Below are 15283 nucleotides of genomic sequence, written 5' to 3' on the forward strand. Positions count from 1 at the left end.
GGCACAAAGTACTCCCTCGCGAGCGATCGCGAGATTTCCCGGTATCCATATACTCGGAAATCAGATACTGAGCATGCACAGACGGGAGCCGAGATGTCGGTGCGCCAGAGCCTCCTCGCGATCCTCGACCAGGGGCCGTGCTACGGCTATCAGCTGCGCGCGGAGTTCGACCGTCGCACCGGATCGACGTGGCCGCTGAACGTCGGGCAGATCTACAACACCCTGGAGCGGTTGGAGCGGGACGGGCTGGTCGTCAGGGGCGACGCCGATGACCAGGGGCACGTCAACGTCGCGATCACGGATGCGGGGCGCCTCGAGGTGCGCGGCTGGCTGGAGTCCCCGGTGGAGCGCAGCGGCGGAACGCGCGACGAGCTCGCGATCAAGCTCGCGGTCGCCGCGACCTTGCCCGGGGTGGACGTCACCCAGGTGATCCGCACCCAGCGCCGGGCCTCGCTCGCGCAGCTGCAGACGCTCCGTCGATCGGCGGACGACGGTGCCGAGGGGCCGCAGGAGCTCGCCCGGGCGCTCGTCGTCGACTCGATGATCTTCGCGGCGGAGGCGGAGATCCGCTGGCTCGATCACGCCGAACAGCGACTGGCGCGACATCCCCGCCACGCGATGGCGCTCGACCTGTCCGCCGAGCGTCCCCGACGAGGGCGGCCGGCGGCGGCCGCATCCGTCTGAAGCACCGTTCATCCTGTCGCTTCCCAGCCCGCCCTCGCTACGCTGAACTGTGCACGCTGACACCGACCAGATCGAGACCGAGGCTTCCGCCGAGCCCGCTGCGATGACATTCTCGGACCTCGCCCTCAGCGAGCCGGTCCTGAAGGCGCTCCGCGAGATCGGGTACGAGGCGCCCTCGGCGATCCAGGCCGCGACGATCCCGCCCCTGCTTGCCGGCCGCGACGTCGTCGGCATGGCCCAGACCGGCACCGGCAAGACGGCGGCGTTCGCGCTGCCGATCATCGACCGGCTCGACGTGTCGCAGAAGAACCCGCAGGCGCTCGTGCTCGCTCCCACCCGCGAGCTCGCCCTGCAGGTCTGCGAGGCGTTCGAGAAGTACTCGGGACACCTCAAGGGCGTGCACGTCCTGCCCGTCTACGGCGGCCAGGGCTACGGCGTGCAGCTGTCGGCGCTGCGCCGCGGCGTGCACATCGTCGTCGGCACGCCGGGCCGCATCATCGACCACCTCGAGAAGGGCACGCTCGATCTCTCCGAGCTGAAGTACCTCGTCCTCGACGAGGCCGACGAGATGCTCAAGATGGGCTTCGCCGAGGACGTCGAGACGATCCTCGCCGAGACGCCCGACACGAAGCAGGTGGCGCTCTTCTCGGCGACGATGCCGGCGACCATCCGCCGCATGTCGAAGCAGTACCTGCACGACCCCGAGGAGATCACGGTCAAGGCCAAGACCGCGACCGCCGCCAACATCACGCAGCGCTACCTCGTCGTGCAGTGGCAGCAGAAGATGGACGCCCTCACGCGCTTCCTCGAGGTCGAGAACTTCGACGGGATGATCGTGTTCGGCCGCACCAAGAGCGTCACCGAGGAGATCGCCGAGAAGCTCCGTGCCCGCGGATACTCCGCCGCCGCGATCAACGGCGACGTCGCGCAGGCGCAACGCGAGCGCACCGTCAACCAGCTCAAGTCCGGCAAGCTCGACATCCTCGTCGCGACCGACGTGGCCGCGCGCGGGCTCGACGTGGAGCGCATCTCGCACGTCGTCAACTACGACATCCCGACGGATGCCGAGTCCTACGTCCACCGCATCGGCCGCACCGGTCGCGCCGGGCGGACGGGTGACGCCATCAGCTTCGTCACCCCGCGCGAGCGCGGGCTCGTCAAGATGATCGAGCGCGCGACGCGCCAGGAGCTCACCGAGATCCCGCTGCCGAGCGCCGACGACGTCAACGAGACGCGTCTCTCGCGGTTCGACGACCGCATCACGGCGGCGCTCGGCGACACCGACCGCATCGGCGGCTTCCGCGACATCATCGGCCACTACGTCCGTCACCACGACGTGCCCGAGGCGGATGTCGCTGCCGCGCTGGCCATCGTCGCCCAGGGCGACACGCCGCTCCTGCTCGAGCCCGACCCCGAGCCGAGTCAGGCGAGGGATCGTCCCTCGCGCGATCGGGTCGAGCGCTTCGAGCGCCCCGATCGCCCGGAGCGCCGCACGCCCCGCGAGGGCTTCGCGACCTATCGCATCGCGCTCGGCAAGCGTCAGCGCGTCGAGCCGCGCCAGATCGTCGGCGCGCTCGCCAACGAGGGCGGTCTGCGGCGCGACGACTTCGGCGCGATCAAGATCATGCCCGACTTCTCGCTCGTCGAGCTGCCCTCCGATCTGTCGCGGGACACGCTCGACCGGCTCTCCGACACGCAGATCTCCGGGCGCCCGATCGAGCTGCGCCTGGACAGCGGGCGCCCGGCGCGCCGGGCGGACGGCGAGCGCCGGCCGTACCAGGGCGGCCGAGACGACCGGAGCCCACGGGACGACCGCCGGCCGTACGATCGCGACGACCGCCCGGCGCGCAAGCCGCGGCATTCGCAGAGCGACGACTGATCCGCAGTACGCCCTCAGCGAGCACTGAGGGCGTACTCGGACACCGCCCGTAGGATCGGAGGATGGCCGGTTTCTGGGGCAAGCGCAATCGTGAACAGGATGCGGCGGACGCCGATCTGGCGACCCGCGCGCAGAAGGCCCTCGTCGAGGCCGACGAGCGGATGCGGCTGACATCGGACGAGCTCGACTTCGCGATCGCCGAGCTCGGCGACAACGCGACCGCGGATCTTCGCGCCGCGCTGGACTCGGTGCGCGTGCACATGGGCGAGGCGTTCCAGCTCCACCAGCTGAACCACGATGAGATCCCGGACACGCCCGAGGAGCTGCGCACGCGCAACGCACGCATCGTTCAGCTGTGCGAGTGGGCGGAGGGTCTTCTCGACGAGAAGACGGCCGCTCTCGCGCAGCCGATCGCCCTGGCCCGCAACGCCCCGCAGATCCTCGCGAATGTGCGGACGGATGCCGTCGCCCTCCGCGAGCGCATCGACCCGGCGCGCGACACGCTCGCCCGCCTGTCCGAGCGCTACTCCCCCGACGCCCTGCGCCAGGTCGCCCAGACGCCGGATGAGGCCGCGCGCCTCCTCGACTTCGCCGTCCACGGGGCAGACATCGCCGAGCGGCGCCGCGCCGCGGGTCAGCGCGAGCAGGGCAACATGGCGCTCGAGGCGGCGACCGAGTCGATGCGACGAGCCACCGCGATGCTCGACGCGCTCGAGACGTATGAGGTGGAGGCGCTGCGCGCCGAATCCACCCTCGCCGCAGTCATCGACGACTCGCGGGGCGACCTCGTGGCCGCCCGCTCCGCCCCGCAGTCGCCCGCCGTCGTCGCAGCGGCGCGGGCACTGACCGCGACGCTGGCGGGCCTTCCGGCGTCCGGCGAGAAGACCGACCCGCTGTCCGAGCTCACGCAGCTGCGCGAGGCGAACACCGCGCTCGATGCGGCGGTCGCGGCCGCGCTCGAGCGCGCGGCGAACCCGCTCCCGGCCGTCGCGCAGGTCGAGCACGCGCTCGACGACGCCGACCGGCAGCTCTCCGTCGCCCGCGACGTCATCGCGGGCCAGCGCGGCTGGATCGGCGCCGACGCCCGTACACGCCTCGCCGAGGCGGAGCGCCTGCGCGCCGAGCTGCCGGGCGCCAGGTCGCTCGCCGAGGAAGATCGGCCCGCCGCGATCGATGCCGCACGCCGCGTGGCCTACCTCGCGAGCGAGGCGCTGCAGTACGCGCAGCGCGACATCGACCAAGCCCGCCCGTACGGCGGCTGGGGGCAGCCCGGAGCCTATCCGCAGCAGGGCTGGGGCGGCCGCCCGCGCGGCGGCATGGGCGATGTCATGGGCGGAGTGCTCGGCGGCCTGGTCATCGGCGGGCTCATCGACGACATCTTCAACTGATCCACGCAGAACGACGGATGCCCCGGGCCCTGCGGCCCGGGGCATCCGTTCTGATCGAGATCAGGAGACCAGCGCCTCCTCCGGAGGAGCCAGCGTCGTCAGCGAGATGACACCGTAGTCCCAGCCCTTGCGCCGGTAGACGACGCTGGGGTGGTCGGTGCGGGCGTCGATGAAGAGGAAGAAGTCGTGGCCGACCAGCTCCATGCGGTCGACCGCATCTTCGACGGTCATCCACTCCGCGTCGAACCGCTTGGTGCGGATGACGACCGGCGTGTAATCCGCCTCCTCCTCGTTGCCGGTGATGATCGGGATCTCCCCGGTCGCCACCGCGCGAAGGATGTCTGCGGACACCGGCTGCACGTCGACCCCGTGGATCGCGCCGCTCTCCTTGTCGAGCTTGGCGCCGCGCGGGTGCTTGCGGCCGTCGACGCGCTTCTCTTTGGCGCGCCTCAGCTGCTCGGCGAGCTTATCGACGGCGATGTCGAGTGCGGTGAATTTGTCATTGTCGACGGCCTCGGCGCGCACGACCGGACCCTTGCTCGTGAGCGTGAGCTCCACGGTCGAATCCTCCATGCGACCGTTGTGGTAGGCGCGGTGCGTGACTTTCACCTCGATGCCCTGCGCGCGCGGCGCGAGGTGCTCGATTCGGGCCACCTTCTCCTCGACGACTCCGCGGAAGCGCTCCGAAACGCTCACTCCCACGCCGACGATGCTGGTTTCCATCCGTGACCTCCTTGTTCCGGTCCCCCCGGCCAAGGGCGGACCCTCGTCGCCTTGTGCCCCCCACCCTAGACATCGATTCCCGGACTGTCACGCACGAATTCAGAATGTGTTCACCCGGGGTTGATAGCGCAGCGGAACGGCGGCGACGGCCGCTGCGCCGATGACTTCTGCTCCCGCGGCGCGCAGGACACGGATCGCCTCGTCGAGCGTGGCGCCCGTTGTGACGACGTCGTCGACGACGAGGATGCGGCGGCCGGCGGCATCCCTCGCCCGCATCGTTCCCGCCACATTTCGGCGTCGCGCGTCCCGTCCGAGCGCTCGCTGATCGGCCGAGGCGCGCGACGGGACGAGAAGGCGCTCGACGCGCAGACCGGCTCTGCGGGCGACCAGATCGACGACGCGGTACCCTCGTCGGCGCATCGCGGCGCGCGACGTCGGGACGGGCACCGCGATCGCCGATCCGCCATACGCGGCCGCCCCGGCGGCGGCCAGAGCCGGGCCGAGAGCGCGCGAGAGGCTCGTCCGCCCCTCCTCCTTGAGCGCCCGCACGACCCGAGCGGGGACCCCCTCGAATGCGAGTCCGGCGTGCACCTCGAGGCCGGACGGCAGGGTCCGTGCGTGCGGTCGCGGATGAAGCGCCGCACGGCACGCGGCGCAGAGGGCGATGTCGGGTGCGCCGCATCCCGCGCACTCGACAGGGAAGAAGAGCGAGAGCGCCTCGGCGAGCGCGGTGCGGACGGCATCCATCCGTTCAGCGTGCGATACGCGCTGCGGCCCGACCCTGCGCGCGCAGGAACGGTGGATGCCGCAGCGTGCGCGCGCGGATGGGGAGGACTACTGGACGTGCGCGAGCACCTGCACGCCCGTCCCGACCTGTTGCCAGTTCGACCCGCGGCGTATGTATATCGCTCCGTCATCGCCGCGCAGACGCACTGCGGCAATCGTCGAGGCTCCGCTGAGCGAGACCGCGTTCGGCGGCGCATCCAGCTGCACAGCCGTGCCGCCCACCTGCTGCTCGACCAGGCTGACGCCGACGCCGTCGTGCGCGAGCGCGCCGACGGTGGAATCGTCGAGCCACGCGAGGTCCAGCCCGTCGCCCGGCAGGGTTCCGACGATCACGGGATCGCTGAGCTTGACGGGGACGCCGGAGGTGGGGTCGCGCACGACGCCGGCGACCGCCAGCGCGGGATGGCCGCCCGCGACGACGGTCGCGACGAGACGGGTGCCGTCTCCCGACACCTGCATGGCGCTGATCCGGGTCACGCCGGGCCAGGCCCCTGCGACCGCGCCGCCCTTGCCCCCCGCGCTCACGGCACGCACGGCGGGGGGATCGCCGCCGGGCACCGTCCACACGAACCCGCGCGCGTCGATCGTCGGCGCGACGAGGCCCGGGCGGGTGTCCAGGGGCGTGAAGGCGCGTCCGGCCGACACGACGCCCACGGTCCCGCCGGGGATCCGCAGGGCCGCGCTCTGCCGATCCGGCGCGAGCGCGATCGCGTTCGGCTGCTGCTGGGCGACGGTCGCGTCGAGTCCGGGGAGTGGATCGAGCAGGCTCGCGGACTGGTAGGACCCGAAGCCCTTCGCCGTGAGCACCACCGGCTGCGCCGGAGGGGTCGTCGTGGGAAGGATGACCGAGGCGTTGATCGGGGTCGATCCGAACGACATGCGCACGTCGGAGAAGCCCGCCGTCGCCAGGCTCTGCGTGAGCTGCGTCAGCATGCGGTCGAGGGTCGTCTGCTCGGCCGACAGCGGCGAGCCGGTGAGCTCGACCTGCGCCGTGCCCGCGCTGTTCGTGACCGACGGCTGCACGCCGACGTTGTCCGGGAACGCCGTCGCGACGCTTCCCGCGAGCCATGCGCTCGGCTTCTGCCGGATGAGCGCCTGCACGATCCGCGACGCCGCATTGGTCGTCGGGAACCAGCGCACGTCCGGCACGAGGTCGGTCCACGTCGGGTCGTAGTACACGAGCGAGTAGGGATGGAAGACACTGGCGAACGCGCTCTCGTCGAGGATGATGCCGTCTGGCGCCTTCGTGATGCGCCACTGGCCGTCGCGCTGGCGCGCGAGCGAGAACGACAGAGGAAGGGTCGAAGCGCCGGTCGGCGTCACCGAGTATGTGCCGTTCTCATCGACGCTGGCGACCGGTGTCACGGTCAGGCCGATCGTGTCGGTCTTGTCGGGCGCATCCGTCTTGTCGGGGGCGTAGGAGCGGTCATTGAAGACGTCGACCGTCACACCGGCGGTCGGCTTCCACGTGTCGCGGAAGGACGGCGCGAGGAACAGTCGTGCCGTCTCCCAGCCGCCCGACGACCCCTGGCCGGCGCGGATGAAGCCGTCGACGATCTGCTGCGGGGTCGCGCCCGGCTGCGGTCGGTCGGGCAGAAAGGAGACCGCGGGCGGGCCGGCGGCCGCGCCCGCCGGCAGCCCCTGGACGACGGGGCCGCTCGTGGGCAGACCCGTGCACGCGGTGAGGGCGACGGCGAGCGCCGCGACCACCGCGGCGACGGCGAGCCGGCGCCTCATGGGGTGCCTCCCGACGTCACGACGATGGGCTGCGTCGCACCGAGCGAGGAGAGCGCATCGGAGCCGGGGTCGACCGGGATCGGCATCGCGTCGTCCAGACGCTGGCCCGCGCGCGGAAGGGTGAGGACGAAGTTCGATCCCTTGCCCGGCGCGCTCCACACGGCGAGCGTGCCGCCGTGCAGACGGGCGTCACCCAGCGAGATCGACAGGCCCAGGCCCGTGCCGCCGATCGTGCGGGTGCGCGACGGATCCGCGCGCCAGAACCGGTCGAACGCGCGCTCGGCCTGCTCGGGCGTCATCCCCAGCCCGAAGTCACGCACCGACAGCGCGACGGCCTGCTGATTGCTGTCGACCGTGACGACGATCGGGTGCCCCTCGCCGTGCTCGATCGCGTTGCCGAGCAGGTTCCGGACGATGCGGCGGATGCGGCGCGGGTCCATGTCCACCGGCGAATAGCCTCCGGGCGCGACGAGGCGCACGGTCGTGCCGTGCTGCTCGGCGAGCTGGCTCATCGAGCCGATCACGTCCTCGGCGAGGTGGGCGAGGCTCGTCGGCTCGAGCTCGAGCTGCACGGAGCCGGCGTCGTACCGGCTGATCTCGAGCAGGTCCGTCAGGAGGGTCTCGAACCGCTGGACCTGCGCCTGCAGCAGCTCGGCCGCTCGCGCCGTCGCCGGGTCGAAGTCGTCCCGCCGGTCGTTCAGCATGTCGGATGCGAGCCGGATCGTCGTCAGCGGCGTGCGCAGCTCATGCGACACGTCGGACACGAATCGCTGCTGCACGAGCGACAGATCGGCCAGCTCCTTGATCTGCGACTCGATGCTGTCGGCCATTGCGTTGAAGGAGCGGCCGAGGGTCGCGAGCTCGTCCTCGCCGCGCACAGGGAGCCGCTCGCTGAAGTCGCCCGCCGCGAGTTTCGCGCTCGTCTCCGCCGCGGCGCCGATCGGCGCGGTCAGCGAGCGCAGGACGAACCACGCGATCGCGCCGATGAGCACGATGAGAGCGATACCGACGACCCACAGGGTGCCCTGGACGAACGTCAGCGTCTGCGATGCTCCCCCGAGGTCGTAGGCCAGATACAGCTCGTAGGGGCCGACCTCGGGCACGATGATCTGCTGGCCGACGACGATGCCGGGCACGCGCTGGCCGTCATCCGCCGGCAGGGCCACGGACTGCCACCACTGCGGCTGCGTGCCGGCGCGCACCTTCGCGCGCAGCTCGGACGAGATGACGTCCTTGTCGAGCCCCTGCGTGAAGTCGATGGGCGCGAGGGGCGTCGACTTGCCGATGCGGAACGCCGCGATCATGTTCGTCGAGGACTGCTGCACGAGCTTGTCGCGCACGCTGTCCATGAGGTTCTGGATCTGCACGGCGTCGCCCTGCGCGGCGGCGGAATCCAGCGTCGCCTGCGCGACGTCGGTCGCCCGGCGGGAATCCGACTCCACCTGCTGCAGTCGCGACTGGAACAGGTCGTTCTGGATGGCGAGCGCCATCCACACGCACGCGATGAGGATCGCGAGCGCCGTCAGCGCCAGCGTGACGAGGACCGTGCGGAAGCGCAGCGACCGTCGCCACAGGCTGGTCAGGCTCTCCGGCCATGCCCGCCAGTCCCGCCACGCCGTGACAGTGGGACGCGTCGCCGCGGCGGGCCCGCTCGCGGGAGACATCAGGGCCTCACACGACGGCACCGGCGCGGTAGCCGACTCCGCGCACGGTGGTGACGATCCTGGGGTTGTCGGGATCCCTCTCGACCTTCGCGCGCAGGCGCTGGACGTGCACGTTGACGAGTCGCGTGTCGGCCTTGTAGTGGTAGCCCCACACCTGCTCGAGCAGCATCTCTCGGGAGAACACCTGCTGCGGTTTGGATGCGAGCGCGACGAGCAGCTCGAACTCCAGCGGCGTCAGCGCGATGGAGCTCTCCCCGCGGCGCACCTCGTGCCCGGCGACGTCGACCATGAGGTCGCCGATGCGCAGGTCCTCGCGCGCGGTCGCCACTGTCGGGCGCAGGCGCGTGCGGATGCGGGCCACCAGCTCCTTGGGGTTGAAGGGCTTGACGATGTAGTCGTCGGCGCCGGACTCCAGCCCGCGCACCACGTCGGCGGTGTCGGTGCGGGCGGTGAGCATGATGATCGGGATGCCGGACTCCGCGCGCACGCGGGTGCAGATCTCGATGCCGTCCATGCCGGGCAGCATCAGATCAAGCAGGATGAGGTCGGGCCGCTGCGTGCGGAAGGCCTCCACGGCCTGTGCGCCGTCGGCGCAGAACGACGTCTCGAAGCCTTCGGTGCGCAGGACGATGCCGATCATCTCGGCGAGAGCTGTGTCGTCGTCGATCACCAGGATGCGGGATGCCATCGGCGTGTGTCCTTCTGAGACGTGGAGGGCGCCCGGGAACGGCGGAAAATCAAACCCCAGGCGTTTCCCAAGACTAACGGACAGCACTCGGAGGGTGATGGAGGGACGCTGGGGCGGCGCCGAGAAGCGACGCCGCTGAGCTGTGATGATCCTATGACCGGGCTGAGCGCTCCGTCTGGCCTTCGCATGGGATGCGCGGGATCGTATGAGCGTGGGAGGAAACCCGCTGTTGTGACAGCATGGGCACACGGCGCGCCGAGCCGTCGACCGCAGACAGCATCGGATGGAGACAGCACAGTGACCGCGAACCCGGCATGGGGCCAGTCGCCGCAGGCGAGCGCCGCGTGGACGCCGCCCCCGCGGCGCGGCATAGTGCCGCTGCATCCCCTCTCCTTCGGCACCGTGCTGGGACGCTCGTTCACCGCTCTTCGGCAGAACCCGCGCGTGCTCCTCGGCTTCGCGCTCGTCGTTCAGCTCGTCGCCTACCTCGTCGTCGGGGTCGTCACGGCGGGCGTCGCCGTCGGCCTGTTCTCACGGCTCGACACCGTCCGCCAGGGAAGCGCGGACTACAACGCGATCATGGCGGGCTCGGTCGCGATCACCGCGGTGATCGGGGGGCTGCTCGCTCTGGCCGCGGGCGCGCTGGGCGTCATCGTGCAGGCGGTCGTGGTGACGGAGGTCGCCCACGAGGTCCTCGCCGAGAAGCTCACCCTGCGCGCACTGTGGCGGCAGGTCCGTCCCGTCGCGTGGCGCCTCATCGGCTACGCGGTGCTGCTCGCCGCCGCGCTCGTCGCGGCCTTCCTCGTCGGCGCACTCCTCGTGGGACTGCTCGCGCTGGCGACACCCGTCGCGGCCGTCCTGTTCGCGATCCTGCTCGTCATCGGCGGGATCGTGCTCGTGCTGTGGCTCTCGACGAAGCTGCTGCTGGTGCCGTCGGCGATCATCCTCGAGCATGCCACGATCCGGGGCGCGATCGCGCGGTCCTGGCGGCTCACCCGCACCCGCTTCTGGCCCGTGCTCGGCGTGGTCGTCGTGATCACGGTGATCTTCCAGGCGCTCGGTCAGCTGGTGTCGATCCCGTTCAGCCTGATCGGGTCCGCCCTGACCACCATCATCGCGCCTACCGGGGCGGACGATCCGAGTTCGATCATCGCGTTCGTCGTCACCCTGCTGGCGGTGCAGATGCTGACGCTTCTCATCTCCGCGATCTCGGCGGTGGTCCAGTCCACGGCCTCGGCGCTGCTGTACGTCGACTGCCGCATGCGTCACGAGGGTCTCGACCTCGATCTGCTCGCGTACGTCGAACAGCGGGATGCCGGCGCGCCGAACCTGCCCGATCCCTACCTGGTCGGGATCGGCCGCGGCGCGCCTGTCCGGTACGTCTACGCAGCGCCGCCCGTCCCGGGGTACGCAGGGCCTCCCGTGCCGGGCTCTGCGGCGTACGCGGCACCCCCGCAGCCGTACACGGCTCCTCCCGCACAGGACGGGCCGCCCGCATCCCCCACGCAATGGGCCGCCCCCGGACAGCACCCCGACGAGCCTCGGGCGTCGTGACCTTGCCGCGCTCGTGATCCCGATGCTCGTCCTCCTGGCCGACGACGTCCCGCCGCTGACGCCGGACGGCGACCAGGCACGCCGATGGGCGCAGGAGGAACTCGCGAATCCGCTCTACGCCACCGCGAAGCCGACGCTCGCCGATCGCATCGCGAAGGCGGTGGCCGACTTCTTCGGGAACCTCTTCACCTCGGCGCCCACCGGCGCCTGGGCGTGGTGGGTGGGAATCGTCGCCGCCGTGATCGTCGTCCTGGTGATGGTCGCCGCGTTCTTCATCTGGGGCAGGCCGCGCGCCGCCCTACGCACGCGGCGGGGGGCCGGCGAACTCTTCGGCGACGCCGAGGGCCGCACCGCCGCTCAGCTGCGCCGAGCCGCGGATGCCGCCGCCGGGCGGGGCGCCTGGGACGAGGCGGTCATCCTCCGCTTCCGCGCTCTCGCGCGCGCACTCGACGAGCGCGACGTCGTGACGACCGGGCCGGGCGCCACGGCCCACAGCTTCGCGCGGGCGGCGGGGCGGCGCATCCCTGACGCAGCCGCGGCCCTCGAATCGGCGGCCGGCGCCTTCGACGACGTCCGCTATCTGCGTCGCCCCGGCTCGCCCGCGCTCTACGCGCGGGTGCTCGACGCGGAGACGGCGACCACGGCCCCTGCCCTGGCGGGGGCGACGGAATGAGCCTGTCCGCGACCGCACGTCCCGCGACGACCCCGCCGCGCGGGCGGGGACGCCGCGCCCTCGCATGGACGGCGATCGGCGCCTTCCTCGTCCTCGCCGCGCTCCTCGGCGCCGCCCTGTTCGGCGCCCAGCCGTGGGCGCGCAAGGCGCCGATGGATGCCGACTCCGCCGGCCCCGATGGCGCGCGGGCGCTGGTGCAGATCCTCGAGCAGCACGGCGTGCGGGTCGAGGTGGTGCGCGACCGGCAGAGCGCCCTCGACGCGCTCGATCGCACCGCCGCCACGCTCGCGCTGCCCGACAGCCCGTATCTCTCCGACAAGGCGCTGACGACGCTGGTGGATGCCGCGGCCGACACCGTCGTCATCGAACCCCGTGCCCGCTCGCTGCGGCTGCTCTTGAACGGATCCAGGCCGGAGGGCTTCGCAAACCGCCCCCTCTCCCCCGAGTGCGAGCTGCCCGTGGCGCAGCGCGCCGGCACGGTGTCCCCCGCGGCGACCGCTCACGCGGGCACCGGCGTCACGGGGTGCTATCCGAAGGACGGCGGCGCGGTGCTGCTCCAGGTCCGCAGGAGTGGGGGCACGGTGTCGTCCCTGGACGGCGAGTCGCTCCTGTCCAACGCGCACCTGGCCGAGAACGGCAACGCGGCCCTCGGCATCGGACTCCTCGGATCCCGCACGACGCTCGTCTGGTACACGCCGACCATCGATGACAGCGACCTCAGCGCAGCGCCGACCCTCGGATCGCTCACCCCGCCGTGGGTGTCGCCCGTCATCGTCCTGCTGATCGTCGCGGGCATCGCCGCCGGCATCTGGCGCGGGCGCCGGTTCGGCCCGCTCGTGGCTGAGAATCTGCCCGTCACGGTCCGCGTGGGCGAGACCGCGGAGGGGCGCGCGCGGCTGTATGCGCGCACCCACGACGCCGCGCACGCCCTCGACCAGCTGCGCCACGGCGCGCGGCTGCGGATGGCGCGCCTGCTCGGCCTCGGGCCGGTCGCCTCGGAGGACGACCTCGCCGACGCGGTCGCCGCACGTCTCGGATCGGACCGCGCCACCGTCCACGGCATCCTGCACGACACCGTCCCTCACGGCGACCGCGACCTCGCGCGCCTCGCCGCCGACCTCAACGATCTCGAGGCCGCACTCCACGCGGCCGTCCGTCCCGGAGGCTCCTGATGACCGATCCCGCACCCGCATCCACCACCGCCGAGGCACCGGCGGCCGGCGACTCGTCGCTCCGCGAGGCGATGAACCGTGTCCGCCTCGAGGTCGGAAAGGCCGTCGTCGGGCAGGACGGCGCCGTCACCGGCCTGCTCATCGCCCTCCTCGCGCGCGGCCACGTGCTGCTCGAGGGTGTGCCGGGCGTCGCGAAGACGCTGCTCGTGCGCGCCTTCAGCCGAGCCCTCGGCCTCGACACGAAGCGCATCCAGTTCACGCCCGACCTCATGCCGGGCGACGTGTCGGGATCGCTCGTGTACGACGCCCGGACGGCGGAGTTCGAATTCCGCCCCGGACCGGTCTTCACGCACATCGTGCTCGCCGACGAGATCAACCGGACGCCGCCGAAGACGCAGGCGGCGCTGCTCGAGGCGATGGAGGAGCGCCAGGTCTCCACTGACGGCGTGACGCGCGCGCTGCCCGACCCGTTCCTCGTCGCGGCGACGCAGAACCCGATCGAGCACGAAGGCACCTACACGCTGCCCGAGGCCCAGCTCGACCGGTTCCTGTTGAAGCTCCTCATCGACGTCCCGGCGCGCGACGCCGAGATCGACGTCCTGCGCCGGCACGCCCAGGGCTTCCGGCCGCGCGAGCTCGACGGCATCGCCACGGTGGTCTCGACGGCGGAGCTGTCCGCGGCGCAGCAGGCGGCGGCATCCGTGGACGCGTCCGACGACGTGATCGCGTACATCGTCGACCTCGCGCGTGCGACGCGGCAGAGTCCGTCGGTGCAGCTCGGGGTGAGCCCTCGCGCCGCGACCTCGCTGCTGGCGACCGCCAAGGCCTGGGCGTGGCTGAACGGATCCCCCGGCATCACGCCCGACCACGTGCAGACGATGCTCGTGCCCACGTGGCGCCACCGCATCCGCCTGCAGCCCGAGGCCGAGCTCGAAGGCGTGTCTGTCGACGCGATCCTCTCCGCCGTGGTGCAGCAGACGCCCGTGCCCCTCTGATGTTCCTCACCGGCCGCCTCCCGCTCCTCGTCGCCCTCGGCGTCGTGCCCGTCGTGCTGCTCTCGCTCGCGGGTGCCCCGGCGTGGCTCGCGGCATCGGGCTGGCTCGCGCTGTGCGCGATCTTCGCGGGGGTGGATGCGCTGGCCGCTCCGTCGCCCCGCGCGCTCGAGCTCTCGCGCAAGCTGCCTGCGCGCACGCGGCTCGGCGAGCCCGTCGCCGCCCGCCTGCACGTGCGCAACGGCGGATCGCGACGCATCCACGGCCTGCTGCGGGATGCCTGGCAGCCCACCGCGGGTGCACCGCTTCGGCGCATCCGCATCGACGTGTCTGCCGGCGAGCACGAGACGTGCACCGTGCCCCTCCTGCCCCGCCGCCGCGGCGAGCTGCGGAGCGAATTCGTCGTCGTGCGGTCGAGCGGTCCGCTCGGGCTCGCCGGGCGTCAGACGGTCATTGGCGCGCCCGGCGCCCTGCGAGTGCTGCCGCCCTTCACCGCCAGGCGGCATCTGCCGTCAAGGCTCGCCCGGCTGCGCGAGCTCGACGGATCCACGAGCGTGCTCGTGCGCGGCGCCGGAACCGAGTTCGACTCCCTCCGGGAGTACGTCCGCGGCGACGATGTCCGGTCGATCGACTGGCGGGCGACCGCCCGCGCGGGCACGACGATGCTCCGCACGTGGCGTCCGGAGCGTGACCGGCACATCGTCGTGGTCGTCGACACCGGGCGCACGGCGGCAGCCCGCGTCGGCGACGGCGTCCGGCTGGACGCGGCCTTCGAGGCGACGCTGCTCCTCGCCGCGCTCGCCCAGCGCGCCGGAGACCACGTGCACGTCGTCCTGTTCGATCGCGTGACACGCGCGCGGGTCAGCCGCGTGGACGGCCCGGCACTGCTCCCGGCGCTCGTGGATGCCATGGCGCCCGTCGAACCGCAGCTCATCGACACGGACTGGGATGCAGCGTTCGCCGCGGTCCGCTCCCTCCACTCCCGCCCCGCGCTCGTCGTGCTTCTGACGGCGCAGGACGAGCCCGAGGCCGCCCGCGGGTTCCTCGCGAGCCTTCCGACGCTGGCCGGGTCGCACGTGCTCGTGGGAACGGCCTCCGACGACGACTCCGCCGACGCGCCGGGCGCGGCATCCATCGAGGATGTCTACCGGGCAGCCGCCCGAGAGCGGTCGCAGCACGACGCCGACCGCGTGGCAGCCGCGATCCGCCGCGCGGGAGCCGAGGCGATCACGGCATCGGCAGAGGATCTGCCGCCCCGTATCGCCGACCGCTATCTCGCGCTCAAGGCGCTCGGGCGTCTCTGACGCGGGCAGGGCGAACGCAGAACCGGCCCGGACGCAGGC

The 15283-nt window shown here is 72.0% G+C and carries 13 protein-coding genes; 8 read left to right on the forward strand and 5 right to left on the reverse strand.

Features of this window, described 5'->3' with window-relative positions; translation table 11 throughout:
* Window positions 1-93: 93 nt before the first annotated feature.
* From AC0NZN_RS05840 to AC0NZN_RS05850, 3 genes are all read left to right on the forward strand, one after another.
* The gene (locus AC0NZN_RS05840; protein WP_474591338.1) at window positions 94-684 is read left to right on the forward strand and encodes a PadR family transcriptional regulator; all 591 of its coding nucleotides are present in this window, start codon (window positions 94-96) and stop codon (window positions 682-684) included.
* Window positions 685-787: 103 nt separating this feature from the next.
* Complete coding sequence (locus tag AC0NZN_RS05845; protein ID WP_474591612.1) at window positions 788-2563, forward strand: DEAD/DEAH box helicase; 1776 nt, start codon at window positions 788-790, stop codon at window positions 2561-2563.
* Window positions 2564-2625: 62 nt separating this feature from the next.
* Complete coding sequence (locus AC0NZN_RS05850; protein ID WP_474591339.1) at window positions 2626-3951, forward strand: hypothetical protein; 1326 nt, start codon at window positions 2626-2628, stop codon at window positions 3949-3951.
* Window positions 3952-4011: 60 nt separating this feature from the next.
* Here the strand turns inward: AC0NZN_RS05850 and hpf are convergent, their stop codons facing one another.
* The 5 genes from hpf to mtrA form a co-directional block, all read right to left on the reverse strand.
* Window positions 4012-4674, reverse strand: coding sequence for a ribosome hibernation-promoting factor, HPF/YfiA family (gene hpf, locus AC0NZN_RS05855; RefSeq protein WP_474591340.1), 663 nt, complete (start codon window positions 4672-4674; stop codon window positions 4012-4014).
* Between the two features lie 99 nt (window positions 4675-4773).
* Entirely contained in the window at window positions 4774-5421 is a 648-nt protein-coding gene (locus AC0NZN_RS05860) for a ComF family protein (protein ID WP_474591341.1), read from the reverse strand.
* Between the two features lie 87 nt (window positions 5422-5508).
* Window positions 5509-7197, reverse strand: coding sequence for an LpqB family beta-propeller domain-containing protein (locus AC0NZN_RS05865; RefSeq protein WP_474591342.1), 1689 nt, complete (start codon window positions 7195-7197; stop codon window positions 5509-5511).
* Window positions 7194-8861 carry an MtrAB system histidine kinase MtrB gene (gene mtrB / locus AC0NZN_RS05870; protein ID WP_474591343.1) on the reverse strand — a complete coding sequence of 556 codons (1668 nt, stop codon included), beginning with the start codon at window positions 8859-8861 and terminating at the stop codon, window positions 7194-7196. The genes AC0NZN_RS05865 and mtrB overlap by 4 nt, the downstream gene beginning before the upstream one ends.
* Window positions 8862-8868: 7 nt before the next feature.
* Window positions 8869-9549 carry an MtrAB system response regulator MtrA gene (mtrA, locus tag AC0NZN_RS05875; RefSeq protein ID WP_474591344.1) on the reverse strand — a complete coding sequence of 227 codons (681 nt, stop codon included), beginning with the start codon at window positions 9547-9549 and terminating at the stop codon, window positions 8869-8871.
* 297 nt (window positions 9550-9846) lie between these two features.
* Between mtrA and AC0NZN_RS05880 the strand changes: the two genes are divergently transcribed.
* Genes AC0NZN_RS05880 through AC0NZN_RS05900 form a run of 5 tightly spaced genes read left to right on the forward strand, consistent with a single transcriptional unit; the run spans window position 9847 to window position 15244 of the window.
* The gene (locus AC0NZN_RS05880; RefSeq protein WP_474591345.1) at window positions 9847-11103 is read left to right on the forward strand and encodes a glycerophosphoryl diester phosphodiesterase membrane domain-containing protein; all 1257 of its coding nucleotides are present in this window, start codon (window positions 9847-9849) and stop codon (window positions 11101-11103) included.
* Between the two features lie 22 nt (window positions 11104-11125).
* On the forward strand, window positions 11126-11776 hold the full coding sequence (locus AC0NZN_RS05885) for a DUF4129 domain-containing protein (RefSeq protein ID WP_474591613.1): 651 nt from the start codon (window positions 11126-11128) through the stop codon (window positions 11774-11776).
* Window positions 11773-12948, forward strand: a complete 1176-nt coding sequence (locus AC0NZN_RS05890; protein ID WP_474591346.1) for a DUF4350 domain-containing protein — start codon at window positions 11773-11775, stop codon at window positions 12946-12948. Before AC0NZN_RS05885 ends, AC0NZN_RS05890 begins: the two co-directional genes overlap by 4 nt.
* Window positions 12948-13943 (forward strand): AAA family ATPase, encoded by a 996-nt coding sequence (locus AC0NZN_RS05895; RefSeq protein WP_474591347.1) that lies wholly within the window; start codon window positions 12948-12950, stop codon window positions 13941-13943. The genes AC0NZN_RS05890 and AC0NZN_RS05895 overlap by 1 nt, the downstream gene beginning before the upstream one ends.
* The gene (locus AC0NZN_RS05900; RefSeq protein WP_474591348.1) at window positions 13943-15244 is read left to right on the forward strand and encodes a DUF58 domain-containing protein; all 1302 of its coding nucleotides are present in this window, start codon (window positions 13943-13945) and stop codon (window positions 15242-15244) included. The genes AC0NZN_RS05895 and AC0NZN_RS05900 overlap by 1 nt, the downstream gene beginning before the upstream one ends.
* Window positions 15245-15283: the final 39 nt, after the last annotated feature.

The organism is Microbacterium sp. sgz311019 (assembly GCF_056135325.1).